The sequence below is a fragment of the Bradyrhizobium sp. TM102 genome (assembly GCF_009176685.1).
Taxonomy (GTDB): domain Bacteria; phylum Pseudomonadota; class Alphaproteobacteria; order Rhizobiales; family Xanthobacteraceae; genus Bradyrhizobium; species Bradyrhizobium ottawaense.
This window is the reverse complement of record NZ_AP021855.1, coordinates 5,714,242-5,730,608: the sequence shown is the minus strand read 5'-3', so window position 1 is coordinate 5,730,608 and position 16,367 is coordinate 5,714,242. Positions and strand designations below refer to the sequence as shown.

At 64.0% G+C, this 16,367-nt stretch carries 14 protein-coding genes; 9 read left to right on the top strand and 5 right to left on the bottom strand.

What is annotated here, in order from left to right; translation table 11 throughout:
- Positions 1-28: 28 nt before the first annotated feature.
- A complete protein-coding gene (locus GDN70_RS27270) occupies positions 29-526 on the bottom strand; it encodes a hypothetical protein (RefSeq protein WP_028143220.1) in 498 nt (165 codons plus the stop codon).
- Positions 527-986: 460 nt separating this feature from the next.
- On the opposite strand from GDN70_RS27270, the gene GDN70_RS27260 reads away from it, so the two are divergent.
- The 8 genes from GDN70_RS27260 (at position 987) to GDN70_RS27225 (ending at position 8,018) form a co-directional block, all read left to right on the top strand.
- The gene (locus tag GDN70_RS27260) at positions 987-1,220 is read left to right on the top strand and encodes a hypothetical protein (protein WP_028143219.1); all 234 of its coding nucleotides are present in this window, start codon (positions 987-989) and stop codon (positions 1,218-1,220) included.
- 192 nt (positions 1,221-1,412) lie between these two features.
- On the top strand, positions 1,413-2,297 hold the full coding sequence (hpnC, locus tag GDN70_RS27255) for a squalene synthase HpnC (protein WP_038971561.1): 885 nt from the start codon (positions 1,413-1,415) through the stop codon (positions 2,295-2,297).
- Positions 2,287-3,126, top strand: a complete 840-nt coding sequence (gene hpnD, locus GDN70_RS27250; RefSeq protein ID WP_038971560.1) for a presqualene diphosphate synthase HpnD — start codon at positions 2,287-2,289, stop codon at positions 3,124-3,126. The genes hpnC and hpnD overlap by 11 nt, the downstream gene beginning before the upstream one ends.
- A complete protein-coding gene (hpnE, locus tag GDN70_RS27245) occupies positions 3,126-4,394 on the top strand; it encodes a hydroxysqualene dehydroxylase HpnE (protein WP_038971559.1) in 1,269 nt (422 codons plus the stop codon). The genes hpnD and hpnE overlap by 1 nt, the downstream gene beginning before the upstream one ends.
- Positions 4,395-4,445: 51 nt before the next feature.
- The gene (gene shc / locus GDN70_RS27240; protein ID WP_038971558.1) at positions 4,446-6,428 is read left to right on the top strand and encodes a squalene--hopene cyclase; all 1,983 of its coding nucleotides are present in this window, start codon (positions 4,446-4,448) and stop codon (positions 6,426-6,428) included.
- Positions 6,425-7,174 carry a phosphorylase gene (locus tag GDN70_RS27235; RefSeq protein ID WP_038971557.1) on the top strand — a complete coding sequence of 250 codons (750 nt, stop codon included), beginning with the start codon at positions 6,425-6,427 and terminating at the stop codon, positions 7,172-7,174. Before shc ends, GDN70_RS27235 begins: the two co-directional genes overlap by 4 nt.
- Before the next feature lie 189 nt (positions 7,175-7,363).
- Positions 7,364-7,639 carry an AbrB/MazE/SpoVT family DNA-binding domain-containing protein gene (locus tag GDN70_RS27230; RefSeq protein ID WP_038971556.1) on the top strand — a complete coding sequence of 92 codons (276 nt, stop codon included), beginning with the start codon at positions 7,364-7,366 and terminating at the stop codon, positions 7,637-7,639.
- Positions 7,626-8,018, top strand: a complete 393-nt coding sequence (locus GDN70_RS27225; protein WP_038971555.1) for a type II toxin-antitoxin system VapC family toxin — start codon at positions 7,626-7,628, stop codon at positions 8,016-8,018. The genes GDN70_RS27230 and GDN70_RS27225 overlap by 14 nt, the downstream gene beginning before the upstream one ends.
- A gap of 83 nt (positions 8,019-8,101) precedes the next feature.
- On the opposite strand, the gene GDN70_RS27220 is transcribed toward GDN70_RS27225, so the two are convergent.
- From GDN70_RS27220 to ispH, 3 genes are all read right to left on the bottom strand, one after another.
- Entirely contained in the window at positions 8,102-9,145 is a 1,044-nt protein-coding gene (locus tag GDN70_RS27220) for a dienelactone hydrolase (protein ID WP_152103281.1), read from the bottom strand.
- 1,415 nt (positions 9,146-10,560) lie between these two features.
- Positions 10,561-11,721, bottom strand: coding sequence for an adenosyl-hopene transferase HpnH (gene hpnH / locus GDN70_RS27205; protein ID WP_028143210.1), 1,161 nt, complete (start codon positions 11,719-11,721; stop codon positions 10,561-10,563).
- 36 nt (positions 11,722-11,757) lie between these two features.
- A complete protein-coding gene (gene ispH / locus GDN70_RS27200; RefSeq protein ID WP_028143209.1) occupies positions 11,758-12,684 on the bottom strand; it encodes a 4-hydroxy-3-methylbut-2-enyl diphosphate reductase in 927 nt (308 codons plus the stop codon).
- Between the two features lie 463 nt (positions 12,685-13,147).
- Here ispH and GDN70_RS27195 point away from each other — a divergent pair, with 463 nt between their 5' ends.
- Positions 13,148-15,736, top strand: coding sequence for an MMPL family transporter (locus tag GDN70_RS27195; protein ID WP_095424631.1), 2,589 nt, complete (start codon positions 13,148-13,150; stop codon positions 15,734-15,736).
- Here the strand turns inward: GDN70_RS27195 and GDN70_RS27190 are convergent.
- Positions 15,704-16,342, bottom strand: a complete 639-nt coding sequence (locus GDN70_RS27190) for a DUF2147 domain-containing protein (protein WP_028143207.1) — start codon at positions 16,340-16,342, stop codon at positions 15,704-15,706. The two genes, GDN70_RS27195 and GDN70_RS27190, sit on opposite strands and share 33 nt — an antisense overlap.
- Positions 16,343-16,367 lie beyond the last annotated feature (25 nt).

The following is a 16,367-nucleotide window of genomic DNA, read 5'->3' as shown; positions in this document are numbered from 1 at the left end:
CTAATGATTCCATTCAAGCTGAACGAAATCAGCCCTTCGTCATCGTGATGTTGACGCCGCGGATCTCGCCCTTGGAGCTGATCTGCACCGTCTGCTTGGTGCCGTTGGTGCGCAGCGACAGATTTGCGGCAAAGCCGTTGGCCTCGACGAACACGTCGATCTGGCCACCGCCAGCGGTGCCCTGGAGATTGCCGAAGATGTTGCGGCTGGACTCGCTCCAATTTCCGGAGATGCGCTCGCCCTGGCTCGTCACGTCGCTGGTGAGGTCGAACTTGTAGCTGTCGGAGGCGCAGTGCAGAGCCTGCTTCAAATTGAGGCCGCTGCCGGCGACCTTGTAGTCGGCCTTGCAGCGAATCCGCTCGGTGGAGCCGTCGGACAGCGACACCGTGCCGGTGCCGGTCCACGCGCCGTCGAAACCGGCAAACGGGCCGGACGACTGAGCGTGGCCTGCCGAAACCGAGAAGAGCAGCGCCGCCCCGATGCCGGCCGCTTTGATTGCCAGTCCAGATCGCCCAAAGAATTTCATCTCAAATATCCCGTTTTGGAACGACGCCCGCTTACGCGTGATAACGTCTCGCCACATCGAAAGTTTAGTGCTCCGAGCCAGTGTCAGGTTCAAAGCCCGGCCGCCAGAGATGGCGGTTCACGACGCCTCTCGCCAGACCTGGACCGGTCGATTTGCCCTGTTTCTGCGTGTTTCCGGCGGGAAAGGCGGGGCGGACAGATGCAGCTCTGCAACAGGTATGCAGTAAAACGCAGTGCTTCCGAATTATGACGTAGTATCAATCTCTTACATCTGCCAATGAAGGCGCAGGGAAGACCTGATTTGGTGGGCGTGGCGCCAATTTGGCCGCATTTGCCAGTGCTTGTGCCTTCTCTGAGGCCGCACCTGTCGCGGCGACTTGCCATCAGAACAATCCGTTCCGGTCCTCCGCCCTGTGCAGTCCGGGTCCGGTGCGATTCTGCCGTCAGAATGAAGGAATACAATGCGTAAGCTTCTCGTCGCTCTCACCCTGCTGTCGGCATCCCTTTCGACGGCGGCCTTTGCCCAGGCAGGGCGCGGCACGGACGCCGAGCAGAAGGCCTGCACGCGCGACGTGCAGAAGTTCTGCCGCCCGGTCATCGACCAGGGCGATTTCACCATCCTGGCCTGCCTCAAGGAGAACCGGGCCAAGATCTCGCAGGCCTGCGACCAGGTCCTGAAGACCCACAACCAGTAAGCTCGGCCACTGGCCCACAAAGGCGGCCTCGGGGCCGCCTTTTCGGGCCCGATCCGCGGAAGGGCAGCCATCGAGAGACAGGATTGGTTTTACGGCCGTATTCCCCTATATGGGGGCCGCGGCGGATCGCCGGCATGAGCCCGCGCGAGCGAAGAAGCCCTTCCTGTCCAAACGATTGTAAACCAGCCCTCGATGACCTCTGCGAGCGAATTGCGATCCGGTAAAGGTGACCGCGACGAGAATTTTCCCGTCGCGTCCTGGATCATTCATCCGCGTCATCGCGCCCTGATCCTGGCGTATTACAATTTCGTCCGCACCGCCGACGACATTGCCGATCACGCGACCCTGCCGCCCGATCAGAAGCTCGCTTATCTCGACCTGCTCGAGGCGGAACTGCTTGGCAAGGGCGACACCCAGGCTGAGGCCGTCATTTTGCGCCGTGCACTGGCCGAGCGCGGCATGGCGCCGCGCCATGCGCTCGACGTGCTCATCGCCTTCCGCATGGACGTGACCAAGCTGCGCTACGAGAACTGGGACGAGGTCATCCACTATTGCCGTTACTCGGCGATGCCCGTCGGCCGCTTCATGCTCGATGTCCACGGCGAGAGCACCTCGACCTGGGCCGCATCGGATGCGCTCTGTGCAGGCTTGCAGATCAACAATCACCTGCAGGATTGCGGCAAGGATTTCCGCGAGCTCAACCGCGTCTATCTGCCGCGCGATGCACTGGCAGCACACGGTGCTTCGGTCGAGCAGCTCGGGCTTTCGCAGTCGCCGCCGGCGATGCTGGCCTGCCTGCAGGCGCTGGCCGTGCGCAATGAAGCGCTGCTCGACGAGGGCAGGGCGCTCGCTGCGGAGATCCGGGATTTCCGCCTCGGCGTCGACGTCGCGGTGATCCAGGCCTATGCCGACCGTATCGTGCGCCTCTTGAAGGTGCGCGATCCCCTGCGCGAGCGGGTGCACCTGAACAAATTCGAACTGCTCATCTTCAGCCTTGCCGGAATGATCGGCGAGGTCGGCCGCCGCGCAATTGGACGCAAGGCCATTTCCAGACCGGGGACTGCACATGACGCTTGAGGCGACCTCGCCCGGCGCCAATTATGGCTCGACCGCATCCGGCAGCTCGTTCTACGCCGCGATGCGCATCCTGCCGCATGACCAGCGCGAAGCGATGTTCCAGATCTACAGCTTCTGCCGCCAGGTCGACGACATCGCCGATTCCGACGGTCCGCGCACGGAGCGGCTCGCCGCGCTTCAGGAATGGCGCAACGACATCGACGCGCTCTATCAGGGCAATCCGCCGCCGCGGCTGAAGGACTACGTCGGCTCGGTCAAGACCTTCGGCCTCAAGCGCGAGGATTTCCTCGCCATCGTCGACGGTATGGAGATGGACGTCCCGCAGGACATCCGCGCGCCCGACATGGCGACGCTGGATCTGTATTGCGATCGCGTCGCCAGCGCGGTGGGGCGGCTGTCGGTGCGGGTGTTCGGCCTGCCCGAGGAAGACGGCATCCAGCTCGCCTATCATCTGGGCCGCGCGCTTCAGCTCACCAATATCCTGCGCGACATCGACGAGGACGCTGGCCTCGGCCGGCTCTATCTGCCGCGCGAGGCGCTGCTGCATGCCGGCATCACCTCCGACGATCCGAACCGCGTGATCGCCGAGCGCGCGCTGCCGAAGGTCTGCCTGCCGCTGACGCAGCGTGCGAAGACGCATTTCGAGAAGTCGGACGAGATCATGAACCGCAACAAGCGCCGCACGGTGCGCGCGCCGCGGATCATGTCGAAATACTATCATTCCATTCTGGATCTGCTGATTGCGCGCGGCTTCAACGCGCCGCGCCAGCCGGTGCGTGTGTCGAAGGTCACACGTATCCTGATCCTGCTTCGCTACGCTTTCATCTGATGCAAAAGACAGCTCATATCATCGGTGCCGGAATTTCCGGCCTCTCCGCCGCCGTGCGGCTCGCCAATGCCGGCTTCAAGGTCGCCGTGCACGAGGCGACGCAGCAGGCCGGCGGCCGTTGCCGTTCCTATTTCGACGGCGCCACCAATCTCACCATCGACAACGGCAATCATCTGCTGCTGTCGGGCAACAGCCATGCGCGCGCCTATGCGCGTTCGATCGGCAGCGAGGCCGGCCTCGTCGGCCCTGACAGTGCGCAGTTTCCCTTCGTCGACATCAAGACCGGGCAGCGCTGGCAGATCGATCTCGGCAATGGTCGTCTGCCGACCTGGGTGCTCGACGAAGGCCGCCGCGTGCCCGACACCGGCCTCACCGATTATCTGAAGCTGGCGCCGCTGATCTGGGCGTCGGAAGACACATTGGTCGGCAAATCGATTCCTTGCGAAGGCGTGCTCTATCAGCGTCTGGTGCAGCCGCTGCTGCTCGCGGCGCTCAACGTCGATCCGCCCGAGGGCTCGGCCGGGCTTGCCGGCGCCATCGTGCGCGAGACGCTGCTTGCCGGCGGACAGGCCTGCCGTCCCCTCATCGCGCGCGACGGCCTTAGCGCCGTTCTGATCGAGCCGGCCGTGAAGTTCCTGCAGGAGCGCGGCCACACCGTTCAACTCGGCCATGAGCTGCGGTCCTTCACCAGCACTGACGGCAAGGCCAGTGCGCTGAATTTCGGCGGCGAGGATGTCGTTCAGATCGGGGAGGGCGACGTCGTCGTGATGGCGGTGCCGCCGCGGGCTGCTGCGAGCCTGCTGCCGGGCGTGAAGACGCCGACCGAATATCGCGCCATCGTGAATGCGCATTTCCGGATCACACCGCCGCCGGCTTCGGCGCCCATCCTCGGCGTGATCGGCGGCGTCGTGGAGTGGCTGTTCGCGTTCCCGAACCGGTTCTCGGTGACCATCAGCAACAGCGACCGTCTGGTCGACATGCCGCGTGAGGAACTCGCGCAGACGATCTGGAACGACGTCTGCAAGGCCGGCGGCGTTTCCGGCGAGCTGTCCACTCAATTGCCCCCTTGGCAGATCGTGCGCGAGCGCCGTGCCACATTTGCGGCGACGCCGGCGCAGAATGCCCTGCGCCCGGGGCCGGTCACTGCGCTGAAAAACCTGTTCCTTGCGGGTGATTGGACTGCTACGGGATTGCCTGCAACCATCGAGGGATCGGTCCGGTCCGGTGATCGCGCCGCCGATCTGGTTCTCGCCGCAAAGCGGCCCTGACGGGCAGACGTCCCGGCCAATTTCAATCGACTATCGGAGCAATCGAGCGAGATGGATTCCGTGAACGCGACCAGCCGCGAAGCCCTTCAATCGGGGATCTTGCAATCGGGCATCCTGGAATCGAGCATTGCATCGGCGACGCAGGGCGTCCTCGACTTCCAGCAGGCGGACGGCCATTGGGTGTTCGAGCTCGAGGCCGACTGCACGATTCCGGCCGAATACGTCCTGTTGCGCCACTATCTCGCCGAGCCGGTCGATGCCGTGCTCGAAGCCAAGATCGCCAATTACCTGCGCCGCATTCAGGGCGCCCATGGCGGCTGGCCGCTGGTGCATGACGGCGAGTTCGACATGAGCGCCAGCGTGAAGGCCTATTTCGCGCTGAAGATGATCGGCGATTCCGTCGACGCCCCGCACATGGTGCGCGCGCGCGAGGCGATCCACGCGCGCGGCGGCGCCGTCAACAGCAACGTCTTCACGCGCTTCCTGCTTGCGATGTACGGCGTGGTGAGTTGGCGCGCGGTGCCGGTGCTGCCGATCGAGATCGTGCTGCTGCCGTTCTGGTCGCCGTTCCACCTCAACAAGATCTCATACTGGGCGCGCACCACCATGGTGCCGTTGATGGTGCTCGCAGCGCTGAAGCCGCGCGCGAAGAACCCGAAGGGCGTCGGCATCGACGAGCTGTTCCTGCAGGATCCCCGCTCGATCGGCATGACGGCGAAGGCGCCGCACCAGAGCATGGCCTGGTTCGTGCTGTTTCGCTCGCTCGACGCGATTCTGCGCGTGATCGAGCCGATGTTCCCGAAGGCCTTGCGCAAGCGCGCCATCGATGCGGCGCTCGCCTTCACCGAGGAGCGGCTCAACGGCGAGGACGGCATGGGCGCGATCTACCCGCCCATGGCCAACATCGTCATGATGTACGACGCGCTCGGCAAGGACGAGAACTTCCCGCCGCGCGCGATCACACGCCGGGGCATCGACAAGCTGCTCGTGATCAAAGACGACGAAGCCTATTGCCAGCCCTGCGTCTCGCCGGTGTGGGACACGACGCTGACGGCGCATGCGCTGCTGGAAGCTGGCGGCGACAAGGCGGTGCCGGCGGCCAAGCAGGGCCTCGACTGGCTGATCCCGAAGCAGGAGCTCGAGGTGAAGGGCGACTGGGCGGTGAAGCGGCCCGACGTGCGTCCGGGCGGCTGGGCCTTCCAGTACAACAACGCGCATTACCCCGATCTCGACGACACCGCCGTGGTGGTGATGTCGATGGACCGCATGCGCCGGGAGCACGGTGCGACCGGCTACGACGCCGCGATCGATCGCGGCCGGGAGTGGATCGAGGGCATGCAGAGCGACGATGGCGGCTGGGCTGCCTTCGACGTCAACAATCTCGAATACTATCTCAACAACATCCCGTTCTCGGACCATGGCGCGCTGCTCGACCCGCCGACCGAGGACGTCACGGCGCGCTGCATCTCGATGCTGGCCCAGCTCGGCGAGACCGAGAAGACCAGCAAGCACGTGGCTGACGGGGTCGCCTATTTGCGGAAGACCCAGCACCCCGAGGGCTCCTGGTACGGCCGCTGGGGCATGAACTTCATCTATGGAACCTGGTCGGTGCTCTGCGCCCTCAACATGGCCGGGGTCGACCGCAAGGACCCCATGATTCGGAAGGCCGCCGGCTGGCTGGCCTCGATCCAGAACGAGGACGGCGGCTGGGGCGAGGACGCCGTCAGCTACCGGCTGGACTACCGGGGATGGGAGGCCGCCCCCTCGACCGCCTCGCAAACGGCATGGGCCTTGCTTGCCCTGATGGCGGCAGGCGAGGTTGATCACCCGGCCGTCGCCCGCGGGGTGGAGTACCTGATTGCAACACAGAACAAAAAAGGACTGTGGGACGAGCAGCGGTACACCGCCACAGGCTTCCCCCGCGTGTTCTATCTGCGGTATCATGGTTACCCAAAGTTCTTTCCGTTGTGGGCACTGGCGCGGTATCGGAACTTGCGGAACACCAACAGCAGGGTGGTAGGGGTCGGAATGTGACTTTGGGGACGGGGGACTATTTTACCGTGGGTAATGCCATCGACCCGCGGCCGATACTGATCGTGACCGGACTGGTTCAGGAGGCCCGCATCGCAGCCGGGCCGGGAATGGCCGTTATTTGTTCATCCAGCAGCCCGACCCAGTTGCGGGCGCTGCTGACGGTGGTGGATCCAGAGACGATTCGCGGCGTGATCTCGTTCGGCGTGGCCGGCGGGCTCGACCCGAGCCTGCGCTCCGGCGACGTCGTGCTGGCGACCGAGGTGCTCGACGGCGATACCCGTTGGGCCGCAGGGCTCTCGCTCGGCGACGATTTGATCGACCGCCTGACCTCGGGCCGCCGCCGCGTGGTGCGTGGCAGCCTCGCCGGTGCCGAGGAAGTGGTCACCAAGCGCGCCTGCAAGGCGGCGCTGCATTCGGAGACCGGGGCTTCTGCCGTCGACATGGAAAGCCACATCGCGGCCGCCTACGCCACTGAAGCCGGGCTGCCCTTTGCCGCGGTTCGCGTCATCAGCGACCCCGCCCACCGCGCGCTGCCGGCGCTTGCCCGTGCCGCGATCAAGCCGAACGGCCAGATCGACCTCGCCGCCGTGCTGCGCGGCATCGTGCGCAATCCGGCGACCCTGCATGCGCTGGTCTCGACAGGCATCGACTTCAACCGCGCGCTGCGGAGCCTGCGGGGCTGCCGGGATTATTTGATCGGGACCGAGCTGATCGAGAGCGAGGCGCTGGTGTCCAAGGCGGCCTGAGCGGCGTCGTCGAGTTGAGAATAAGGAAAAGGCCCGGTCGGGTGACCGGGCCTTTTCTTTTTTGAACCACGTGATCGTCGTCACAGGCGGAGGATCTACTCGATGCGGCCTCCGCACGCGACCTGACAGCTTGAACGTGGGCCCGTCTGCGATTATCTTACATCTGTCTTACATCGGAAAGGTCGGGCAATGGCCGCCACGGACAAGCTCACGACGATCGTTTCCACCAAAGGCCAGGTCATTCTGCCCAGCTCCATCCGCCGACGGCGGGAGTGGAAGGCGGGAACGCGGCTCACCGTCGAGGAGACTTCGGAGGGCATCCTGCTGAAGCCGGCGCCGGCCTTTGAGGCGACGCGACCGGAAGAGGTGTTTGGGGTCCTGGCTTACCGAGGCAAGCCGAAAATGCTCGAAGAGATGGACGCAAGCGTGCTGGCCGAAGCCAGGCGGCGGCATGATCGCGATTGATACCAACCTGATCGTTCGTTACCTGACCAGGGATCACGCCACCCAATCCGCACGTGCCCGCACCTTGATCGATGGCGAGAACGTCTTCGCCGCCGTCACGGTGCTCCTCGAAGTCGAGTGGGTGCTGCGAAGCGCGTACGGCTATCGGACTGCGGACATCGTACCCGCGCTTCGTGCCTTCGCGGGGTTGCCGACCGTCACGATCGAGGACGGCGCGACGGTTGCGGCGGCGCTCGACCTTGCCGAGAGGGGAATGGATTTCGCCGATGCCCTGCATCTGACGAGATCCGGCCATTGCGAGGCTTTCGTCACCTTCGATCGCAAGCTCGTCAAGGCGGCGAAAGCGGCGGGGCATGCAGGGGTGCGTGAAGCACTGTAGTCGCGGCCATCGTCCGACTGATCGCTCGAATTACGGTGACAGTGCTGGACTGTCACCGTAATTTTATCCTCGCCGATGCGATGCTAGAGATTTCGGCGAAGGAATTCCCCAATTTCAACCTTGATCCGTCGATGGATTGCCGCCCGGTCGATGCCCGGAGCATCCTTGCACACAGCGGGCGCGTCCGCTTCCAGCGCCGGAGGGCATGGACCGAAAAATATGAAATGGCCGCCTGGTACGGTCTCTAGCCGTGGCGGATGGGGCAAGGCCTCCGCAAGAGCGAGGATGTTGCCGTCAGCCTGGAGAGCGCTGCTTTCCGCGCGATAGAGCAGGGTCGGCATGTCGAGCGACATCAATCCGGTCCGATCGAACAAGGAGCCCCATGGCTCAAGCAGGACGAGCGCTTTCACCGCGAGCGTATCCGGCGATCTCCTGCCGACCGCGTTGGCCAAAGAGCCGTCGGTTGGGATGCCGTCGCAGACCATCGGATCGTTCGTGCGGTTTCGGCAGTAGACCGCCAAGTGAGCCAGGCTGGGAGCTGCGCCCGCGATAATCAGCGTGACGGCACCGCCGTAAGAAAATCCCGTCATGCCAAGGCGGTTACGATCGGCATGCGCTGCGAAGCGTGGATCGGCCAATACGGCATCGAGCGCCCTATGGATCTGGCGGGGGCGGTCTTCGAGAGCCTCACGAGGGAGCTTGGATCCTGGGTGAAAAGGCGCCACCACCACAAAACCTTCGCGCGCCAACGACGTCAGAAGATCGGCATATGGGGCTGGGGTGCCTCCCGCTTTGATCGTTCCTCCTCCGCCATGCGAGAAGAGAACGACCGGAAAACGTGCCCCCGCTGCAATCGGCGCATTGCGGCTAGCGGCGATAGTGTATGGCCCATCCTGAAAGGGCACTTCGGTCACGTCTGTCGGATACGCAACCAGTGTGTCAAACGGGACAACATCGCTCACTGTGATGCGCGTGACACCCGCATGAAACGGCTGAGCATCCGCTTCTACGGATGTGCCCGCGAACAGTAGTGCGAGCATGAGAAACAAGACGCGCATGTGCATTGCAATGCAGTTCGGTATCCGTTCGAGGTCCAGCATTCGAAGTCTAAGACTGACCCATTTCATCTTCAAAATGCCAAAGGAGGCGGCTACTCGGTTGTGAAGTCAGGGCTGAAGCCCTGCGCGACGGCTGCTCGAAGCGATGCCCAAGCTCTGGCGGCACTCCGCTGAGGGCGTAGAATGACGGCGTCACCTTGCCGCGCCACTTCGATCTCATCGCACGAGAAATGAAATTGCGTCGGCAATCGGACGAACTGGATGTTGCCGAACTTGAACATCTTGGCGACATGGGGCAGGGAAGCCTCCTGTAGACACTGCCACAAATATACACCTTCAGGTCGAAGCATGCGAGACCGTGCTTCCTTGCTCCTTCCGTGTGGTCGTAGGCGGAAGCAATGAGGCGAGCGCTGTCTTCGACCGAGCCGCGCTTCTACTGTGCATGGGGTTGTTTTCCCGATTGTTGCAGGAGGGAATCCCATTGGGCCGCAGGATCGGCCGCGCGATGGATTCCGGGTTCGCGCTGTGCGCGCCCCGGAATGACGGCGAGAGGGCGGCAGGCGGCTGTCAAAATGACCCGTCGGGCAAAACACCAGACCACCCGCCAACCCCTTCCGGCAAAAATATTCCACTTTTCAGAATTTCGGATTTGTGGCATAGAGCGGTCATCCCGGCCCTGCCAGAGGGGCGCTTCGCGATCGTCACGAGATGCGGGCCGGGGTGCGGTGGACGCGGCAGCGCCGGCGCGGAGGCGATGACAGGGCGGGCAACCCGTGAGTCATGCGCGACGCGATACGACACGGCGCCGTAACAGCGGCCGCGCTGGATATCGGGGGCGAGCACACGCGAGCGTCCGATGCTTTCGGCGAGGCCGTCCGCGGACGGAGAAGTCGTGTGGTCCCGACGCCCGCAGGCTGGCGTCAAGTCTTGCGGTGATGCCGCGGCCCGACCGGGTGCGCACATCGATCAGCCGCGAAGACGACGGGGGCAATAGTGCAACGCTCCCCGAGGAGAGCACGAAGGACACCGTTAAAACCATCCGCGCAGGGAAGGCCGGGCGACCGGCAACACCTGTAGTCCACCCCGTGTGCGTTTTCGATGCACGCGGACCGCGGGTGCCGCCGGCGCCCGGCCTTCCCTGCGCCCTCTGGTCCAGTTGAGGGCGGCAACGATCAGCAAGACTCGGGCGAAATGCGCCGCGAGGTTGCGAAGGTGTGTCTGCGTGAAGAGTCGCCTGAGGCCATATGGATTTCGTCGCAAAGGTCTCGTGCCCCGGACGCTGCGCAGCGCCCCTGGGCGGTGCGCTGCAGAGCCGGGGCCCATGCGTCGACACGGCACGCGGCTGCTGGGTCCCGGCTCTGCGCAGCAGCGCAAAGAGCGCTGCTGCGCGTCCGGGACACGGACCGCCGGCACAACGACCCACAAAAGAGAAGGCCCGGTCGCGATCGCGGCCGGGCCTTCGTGGTGAGAGTTGATTGTCCCGCTTACGCCGCGGTCGAAGCCTTCTGCGCCGCCTTGGCCTGTGCAGCGTCGGCCTCGTCCTTGCGGATCTCCGACAGGCGCTTCTGCACTTCCGCCGAGAAGATGTACTGCGCCGGGCGCTGCTTGCTCATGTCGATCTCCGGCGCCATCGGACCGGAGGTCCTGATGCCGCGCAGCGACACCCACATCGCCTTCAGCGGGTTGTTGAGGGCTGCGGTGGCCGCCGTCGGCTCGTAGCCGCAATGGGCCATACAGTCGGCGCACTTCTCGTACTTGCCGGTGCCGTAGGTTTCCCAGTCGGTGGTGTCCATCAGCTCCTTGAAGGTCTTTGCGTAGCCTTCACCGAGCAGATAGCAGGGCTTCTGCCAGCCGAAGATGTTGCGCGCGGGCATGCCCCACGGCGTGCACTCGTATTCCTGGTTGCCGGCGAGGAAGTCCAGGAACAGGCCGGAATGCATGAAGTTCCACTTCTTGCCCTTGCCCATCGCGAAGACGTCGCGGAACAGCTTCTTGGTCTTGGTGCGGTTGAGGAAGTGCTCCTGGTCCGGCGCCCGCTCATAGGCGTAGCCCGGCGACATCGAGACGCCGACACCGAGCTCGACGGTGAGGTCCAGGAACTTCGCGATCTCCTCGGCCGGATGGCCGTCGAAGATGGTGGCGTTGACGTTGACGGTGAAGCCGCGCGCCTTGGCGGCCTTGATCGCGGAGACGGCGCGATCGAACACGCCCTTCTGCGACACCGCCTTGTCGTGGTGGTCCTTCAGGCCGTCGAGATGCACGGAGAAGAACAGGTAAGGGGAGGGCTCGAACAGGTCGAGCTTCTTCTCGAGCAGCAGCGCGTTGGTGCAGAGCGAGACGAACTTCTTGCGCTCAACGAGGCCGCGTACGATCTCGCCGATCTCCTTGTGGATCAGCGGCTCGCCGCCGGGAATGGCGACCATCGGCGCGCCGCACTCGTCGGCCGCGTCCCAGCACTCCTGCGCCGTCATGCGGCGGTTGAGGATCGCATCGGGATAATCGATCTTGCCGCAGCCGACGCAGGCGAGGTTGCAGCGAAACAGCGGCTCCAGCATCAGCACGAGCGGATAGCGTTTGCGGCCAAGCATTTTCTGCTTGAGCAGATAGGCGCCGATACGCATTTCCTTGAAGAAGGGGATAGCCATTACAAAGTTTCTTTCTGGGCTTGGAATTCGGGTGGGTCAGCTCGCAGCCAATTGGGCCGGAAGCCGGAATTCGATGTTTTCCTCGCGGCCCGGCAGTACCTGGACCTTGACCGGTCCGATCCGCCGCATCGCTTCGATCACGTCATCCACGAGTACCTCGGGCGCCGAAGCGCCGGCCGTGATGCCGACGGTCCTGGCATTTTTCAACCACTCCGGATTGAGCTCGCTGCCGTCGGCAATCAAATAACTCGCGACGCCGGCTTCGGTGCCGATTTCGCGAAGCCGGTTCGAATTCGAGCTATTGGCAGCGCCCACCACCAAGATCACGTCGACCAGCTTGCTCAAGTCCCTTACCGCAGATTGGCGGTTCTGTGTCGCATAGCAGATATCCCGGATATCCGGACCTTGAATATCTGTAAAGCGGGTCTGAAGGGCCGCGATGATATCCTTGGTGTCGTCGACCGACAGGGTGGTCTGGGTGATGTAGGCCACTGGCGTATCCGCCGGCAGCGTCAATGCCGTAACCTCTTGAACGCTTTGAACAAGCAGCACGGGGGCGGGAACCTGGCCCATCGTGCCCTCGACCTCGGGGTGGCCGGCATGGCCGATCAGGATCAGCGTGCGGCCCCTGGTGATGTAGCGCTTCCCCTGATTGTGAACTTTCGTGACCAGCGGGCAGGTGGCATTGAGCACGGGAAGGTCGCGCGCGGCGGCCTCTTCCTCGACGCTGCGGGCGACGCCGTGAGCGCTGAAGACCGTCACCGCCTTCGGCGGGACCTCGGACAGCTCCTCGACGAAGATTGCCCCTTTGTTCTTCAGGCTCTCGACGACGTATTTGTTGTGCACGATCTCATGGCGCACGTAGACGGGCGGGCCATACTTCTCCAGCGCCCGTTCCACGATCTCGATCGCACGCACCACGCCCGCGCAGAAGCCGCGCGGCTGCGCCAGATAAACTTCCATTGGACGTCCATCACGCAAGTTGCACCAATCCGCTTCGCAAGTTCCCGGCGGCACCCCGATACTGACCAATGCGTTGCAATATCCGCACCATCGGTCCGCGCACGCGGTAGCCACCCACCCCCGTCGGGGCTCCGGCGCATGGAGGCGCAATACTTTGTGTCAAAAAATCGGCGATAAGGAAAGTCCGAATGGCCCCGGGTTCCCCGCTAGGCCAATTTTACGGTATTATAGTAGAGATGGGGGTGTATGCAAGCCAGCGACATCAGTGACCAGCCCTTGGTCACGTTCCCGCCTCAACTCCCCGGCTATACCGACCGCCCCGCATGATTTTGCCACGGTCTTCCGCCGTTTACCTCGAACCTTTGGCGGCGAGAGCCTCTCAAAACAGCAATAGGTTTCGCCCGGGAACTCCGATAAACAGCGGGCGTTTCCGGCAAAGCTGTTAACCGCAGAAAGAAAAGAAGTGCTGCAAAGCGTAGTCGTTGCCATCGTCAGGGCCTGCACCCGGTTTGCCTCCCTCGTCGTCGTTCTCGGGCTCCTGCTGTCGGTGGGAGCGGGCTATTACGCTGCGCGCCACTTCGCCATCAACACCGACATCAATTCGCTGATTTCCCAGAATCTCGACTGGCGCAAGCGTGACCAGCAGTTCGACAAGGCGTTCGATCAAAACGAAACGATCCTCGCTGTGGTCGAGGCCCGGACCCCGGAGATGACGAGCGCAGCGGCCGACGCGCTCTATGCCAGGCTGAAGGACGACAAGACCAACTTCCAGTCTCTGCAGCAACTCGGCAGCGGCGAGTTCTTCGAAAAGAACGGACTGTTGTTCCTGCCGACCGAAGAGGTCGGCAAGATCACCAGCCAATTCGAATCTGCAGCGCCCCTGATCGAGATCATGGCTGGCGATCCCTCGATCCGCGGCCTGACCGGCGCGCTGGAGACGGGACTTGCCGGCGTCAAGCGCGGCCAGATCAAGCTCGACAACACCGAGCGTCCGTTCAACCTGATCGCGCAGACGGTCGAGACCGTGCTCAACAAGGGCAATGCGAGCTTCTCCTGGCGCGAGCTCGTCAGCGACGAGCCGCTGAAGGATTCGGACAAGCGCGCCTTCATCGAGTTCAAGCCGATCCTCGACTACAACGCGCTGGAGCCCGGCAAGGATGCCACCGACGCGATCCGCAAGGCCGCGGCCGATCTCGATTTTCCGACCAAATACCAGGCGCGGGTGCGGCTGACCGGCCCAATCCCGATCGCCAACGAGGAATACGCCACGGTTCAGGAAGGCGCCGTCGTCAACGGCGTCGGCACGGTTCTCGTCGTGCTGCTGATCCTGTGGCTGGCGCTGCATTCGGCGAAGATCATCTTCGCGGTGTTCGTCAATCTCTTCGTCGGCCTCGCGCTGACGACCGCGGCCGGCCTGATGATGGTCGGATCGTTCAATCTGCTGTCGATCGCGTTCGCTGTGCTCTTCGTCGGCCTCGGCGTCGATTTCGGCATCCAGTACAGCGTCCGCTACCGCTCGGAGCGCTTCAAGCACAACGACCTTTCGGGCGCGCTGGTGCTGGCGGCGAAGCGCTCGGCGGTGCCGCTGTCGCTCGCGGCGATGGCGACTGCGGCTGGCTTCCTTTGCTTCATGCCGACCGACTACAAGGGCATCGCGGAGCTGGGCCAGATCGCCGGCGTCGGCATGCTGGTGGCGTTCCTCTCCTCGATCACCGTTCTGCCGGCCATGCTGAAGCTGCTGAACCCGCCCGGCGAGAAGGAGCCGGTCGGCTACGCCTTCCTGGCGCCGCTCGATCACTTTCTGGAGAAGCACCGCGTGCTGGTCGTGGGCGGCACGCTGCTGCTGGCGCTCGCCGGCCTGCCGCTGCTCTATTTCATGAAGTTCGACTTCAATCCGATGAACCTGCGCAACCCGAGGGCGGAATCGATCGCGACCTTCCTCGACCTGCGCAAGGATCCCAACACCGGCGCCAATGCCATCAACGTGATGACCACGTCCGAGGAGCAGGCAAGGCAGGTCGAGGCGAAGCTCGAGAAGGTCCCCGAGGTGCTCCGGGTGATGTCGCTCAACAGCTTCGTGCCCCAGGATCAGCCGCCGAAGCTGAAGCTGCTCGCGCAGGGCGCCAAGGTGCTGAACCCCGCACTCAACCCTGATCAGATCGATGCGGCGCCGACCGACAAGGAAAACGTCGAGGCGCTGAAATCCTCGGTCGACAATCTGCGCCGGACCGCGGGCGATGCGAAGGGGCCGGGCTCGATCGCCTCGCGCCGTCTGGCAGACGCGCTCGAAAAGCTCGCCAATGGCGACGAGGCCACGCGCAACAAGGCGCAGGACGTGTTCGTCACGCCGATGAAGGTCGTGTTTGACCAGCTCAGGAACGCGATGCAGGCCGGGCCCGTCACCCTGAGTTCACTGCCATCCGATCTCGTCAGCGCCTGGAAGAGCAAGGACGGCATCATCCGCGTCGAGGCGCTGCCCAAGGGCGATCCCAACGACAACGACACGCTGCGCAGATTTGCGGCGGCGGTGCTCGTTGCCGAGCCGACCGCGATCGGCGGGCCGGTCTCGATCCTGAAATCCGGCGACACCGTGGTGAAGGCATTCATCCACGCCGGCATCTACGCGCTGCTGGTGATCGGCCTCTTGCTGTGGATCACGCTGCGCCGCTTCGTCGACGTGCTGATGACGCTGGTGCCGCTCCTGGTTGCCGGCGCGGTGACGCTCGAGATCTGCGTGTTGATCGGCCTGCCGCTCAACTTCGCCAACATCGTCGCGTTCCCGCTGCTGCTCGGCGTGGGCGTCGCCTTCAAGATCTACTATGTCGTGGCCTGGCGCTCGGGCAGGACAAATCTGCTCCAGACCAGCCTGACGCGCGCGATCTTTTTCAGCGCACTGACGACGGCGACCGCGTTCGGCAGCCTGTGGCTGTCGAGCCATCCCGGCACGTCAAGCATGGGCAAGCTGCTGGCACTTTCGCTGGTGACGACGCTCGCCGCCGTGTTGCTGTTCCAGCCGGCCCTAATGGGCAAACCCCGCAATCTCAGGGAGTAGGCAGATGTCGCCGACCGGGTCGGCGGAACCCTTCTGACTCGGCTTTGCGGGGGCGGTGGCGCTCTTCGGGGCCGCCGCAGCGGGAGCAGGCGCCGCTGTCGCGCCCATCGTGCCCTGAGCCTTCGGTGCCGCGCCGGTGGACTTGGGCGCACCCTTGGCCATGGCATTGGCGGTGCTCGAGGGGATCGGCGGGCCGACTCGCGTCCAGGTCTCGCCGCCGCAGAGGAAGCCCATTACGCAGCCCTTGATTTCGAGCTGGTCGGCGCCGGCCGGCGTGATGGTCGCGCTATAGAGCTGGCCGTCCTTGGCGTTGTAGACCTGCCCTTCCCACTGATCGGCGCCGGGTTTCTTCTTCATGTCGATCAGCGTCGCCATGCCCAGTGTCGGCCTGGTCTTTTTCGAGGCATCCGGATTGTTCTCGTCGCGGCCGCCGGGCTGCTTTTCCCAGGAAACGGCGCCCCACATGCTGCCATTGCATTGGGCGACGCGAATGTTGGCGACGCCGTCGGCAACCCGCCAGTCGCCGGTGGGATCGGCGGCGAGCGCCGGGGTCAGGCAGGTGTAACCGCCAGCCAGTATTAGTCCGGTGTAAAGGGCTAAACGCATGATAGTTCCTTGGCAGTGCAACATG

Bases quoted from the DNA above. Each gene is read 5' to 3' on its own strand.
- GDN70_RS27270 (WP_028143220.1), bottom strand. From the start codon at position 526: ATGAAATTCTTTGGGCGATCTGGACTGGCAATCAAAGCGGCCGGCATC.
- GDN70_RS27260 (WP_028143219.1), top strand. From the start codon at position 987: ATGCGTAAGCTTCTCGTCGCTCTCACCCTGCTGTCGGCATCCCTTTCG.
- hpnC (WP_038971561.1), top strand. From the start codon at position 1,413: ATGACCTCTGCGAGCGAATTGCGATCCGGTAAAGGTGACCGCGACGAG.
- hpnD (WP_038971560.1), top strand. From the start codon at position 2,287: ATGACGCTTGAGGCGACCTCGCCCGGCGCCAATTATGGCTCGACCGCA.
- hpnE (WP_038971559.1), top strand. From the start codon at position 3,126: ATGCAAAAGACAGCTCATATCATCGGTGCCGGAATTTCCGGCCTCTCC.
- shc (WP_038971558.1), top strand. From the start codon at position 4,446: ATGGATTCCGTGAACGCGACCAGCCGCGAAGCCCTTCAATCGGGGATC.
- GDN70_RS27230 (WP_038971556.1), top strand. From the start codon at position 7,364: ATGGCCGCCACGGACAAGCTCACGACGATCGTTTCCACCAAAGGCCAG.
- GDN70_RS27225 (WP_038971555.1), top strand. From the start codon at position 7,626: ATGATCGCGATTGATACCAACCTGATCGTTCGTTACCTGACCAGGGAT.
- GDN70_RS27220 (WP_152103281.1), bottom strand. From the start codon at position 9,145: ATGAAATGGGTCAGTCTTAGACTTCGAATGCTGGACCTCGAACGGATA.
- hpnH (WP_028143210.1), bottom strand. From the start codon at position 11,721: ATGGCTATCCCCTTCTTCAAGGAAATGCGTATCGGCGCCTATCTGCTC.
- ispH (WP_028143209.1), bottom strand. From the start codon at position 12,684: ATGGAAGTTTATCTGGCGCAGCCGCGCGGCTTCTGCGCGGGCGTGGTG.
- GDN70_RS27190 (WP_028143207.1), bottom strand. From the start codon at position 16,342: ATGCGTTTAGCCCTTTACACCGGACTAATACTGGCTGGCGGTTACACC.